Origin of the sequence: Wolbachia endosymbiont of Onchocerca gibsoni, from assembly GCF_029169405.1 — a bacterium.
Classification (GTDB): Bacteria; Pseudomonadota; Alphaproteobacteria; order Rickettsiales; family Anaplasmataceae; genus Wolbachia.
The window spans coordinates 657856-659959 of sequence record NZ_JABUMP010000001.1 but is presented as its reverse complement, the minus strand read 5'-3'; the positions used below and the strand labels follow the sequence as shown (position 1 = coordinate 659959).

The following is a 2104-nucleotide window of genomic DNA, read 5'->3' as shown; positions in this document are numbered from 1 at the left end:
TTATAAGACATGCTGGGATGCAAGCTGAATGTTGTGTGTTTAAACCTCATATAGCTAGATTAAGTAAGTTCATGCTAAATAACAAAACAGAAAGAGTTGTAGTAAATGCTGTAAAATCTCCAATATCTGGTTTATTAGTTAAATTACACGTAAATGTTGGAGATCAGGTAGGAGTGGGACAACCTTTATTTGTTGTGGAAGCAATGAAGATGGAAAATATTATATGTGCTGAGTCAGAAATGGTGATAAAAAATATTCCCGTTCAAGAAGGAAAAAATGTAAAAGTTGGTGATGTGGTCTGCTTTCTTAAATAGCAGAAAAAATATAAACCTGATCCAAACAAGATAAACGAAAATACTTGATGGGTTACAGCAATGGCTATTGGTATGTGAAACAACAAAGTAACTATCCCTAAAATCATCTGAATGATAACGGAGAATAGCATAACATATACCGATTTTACACTGGTATTTTTTATTGTAAGTATTATTGTCAGAACTAATATTAGCAATGCTAATGCTCGGTGTATAAATTGCACTGTCGCTCTATTTTCAAAGATATTGAGCCATGTAGGCTGCAAGGAAAGTAAATCTTCTGGAACGATTTGTCCATCCATTAATGGAAAAGTATTGTAAATTAAACCAGCATTTAATCCTGCAACAAAAACACCAAAGATTATTTGTATAGTAACTAGAGTCAGAATAAGTATTGTGTGATATATACTATAACTAGTAAACTGGGATTCTATTATCCTAGTATGTAATAACATATAACTGTACAAGTACTTGCTTTTAAAGGTAAATTGTACAGCAAATGGTGTTATTCCAGTACTCGGCATTGGAGTCCAGCTTTTATTATATGGTCGCTTGACATGTTTGTTAAAGGTTAAGTCTTCTGGATAACAATGTTTGGGCACTGGGATGATGCCTTTCTTAGTGAAAATTACTCTTACATTGTACTGTTTGTATAGTTGTTGTGTACGTAACATTGGGATCCGTATTTGGTAATCAAAAAATTGATATGATAATAATGTAAAAATAATTAATGCTAACAATAAGTGGAGTGCAAGCCTGTAATGACTGACATGAGGTTCAGATACTAGCCCGCTTTTGACCATGTACCAACCAGCAAGAGCTTGTAATATTCCAAACAATAGTGCTATAGATAGCCTTATTGCTGCCTTTTTAAATATTCTCTTTTTCAGCAGAAAATATATAAATGGCAGAATAAAAGCTAAACCTGTTAGCCTTGCAACCAATCTATGTATATATTCTATTAGATATAAGGTACGAAACTCCTTCATACTGATACCGTAGTTAAATATTTTATATTCAGGTGTAGCCTCATACTTTGATTTTTCTTGCAGCCAATCTTGTTCACTCAATGGTGGTAATGTTCCAGAAAATGGTTTCCACTCTGTGATTGATAATCCTGCTTTTGAAAGTCTTGTAACCCCCCCAATCCCCACCATGATGATTACCATGATAGAGCAGAGGAAGAGCCAGATGACTACAGATTTTGATTGCTTTTGTTCCATTACCGAGGATGAATAATTGGTTCCCACAAAGCGAGAAAAGATGTAATACTATTATGTATCTGACTGTAGGTAGAAGAAAATATTGATATTGTATAAAAATATAAAGACATATTTTGCTGATTGATAGTTCTTATCAAAAGAGTCAAATTAGTAATGTACTCTATTTTAGTAATGTACTCTATTATAGAATAATACAAAAATAATTCATTTAAAATACTAGTTAATAGTAATGAAAGTAATAAAGATGGAGTAGTGAGAAGTATAAAAGTTGCAGAACTAATGAAGGGATTCAATAGCAAAATTACTTTAAATTCAGCGCATTTATTGAATAATTTTATATTTTTTTTAATAGGTAATGTAAGTTTGCACATAATATTTGATCTAGTATGTTCTTTTCTTAATCCAAACAAGTATGATAGTTAGTAATTTTTCCAATATCTCCGAATCACTAATTATAGTTCTATACCTTATTTGTTAAGTCAGCATCTTTAGTGACATTATAAATATTGCAGAAAAGGGCTTTTCTCAAAATTCCACTAAGTAATGGTTACTGCTACTACCTAGTAG

The 2104-nt window shown here is 31.7% G+C and carries 2 protein-coding genes; one reads left to right on the top strand and one right to left on the bottom strand.

What is annotated here, in order from left to right; all coding sequences use genetic code 11:
- A partial coding sequence (locus HSX44_RS02625; RefSeq protein WP_275602177.1) for an acyl-CoA carboxylase biotin carboxyl carrier protein subunit occupies nt 1-314 on the top strand: 314 nt, incomplete at its 5' end.
- On the opposite strand, the gene HSX44_RS02620 is transcribed toward HSX44_RS02625, so the two are convergent.
- Nucleotides 263-1537 (bottom strand): COX15/CtaA family protein, encoded by a 1275-nt coding sequence (locus tag HSX44_RS02620; protein WP_275602425.1) that lies wholly within the window; start codon nt 1535-1537, stop codon nt 263-265. The two genes, HSX44_RS02625 and HSX44_RS02620, sit on opposite strands and share 52 nt — an antisense overlap.
- Between the last annotated feature and the right edge of the window lie 567 nt (nt 1538-2104).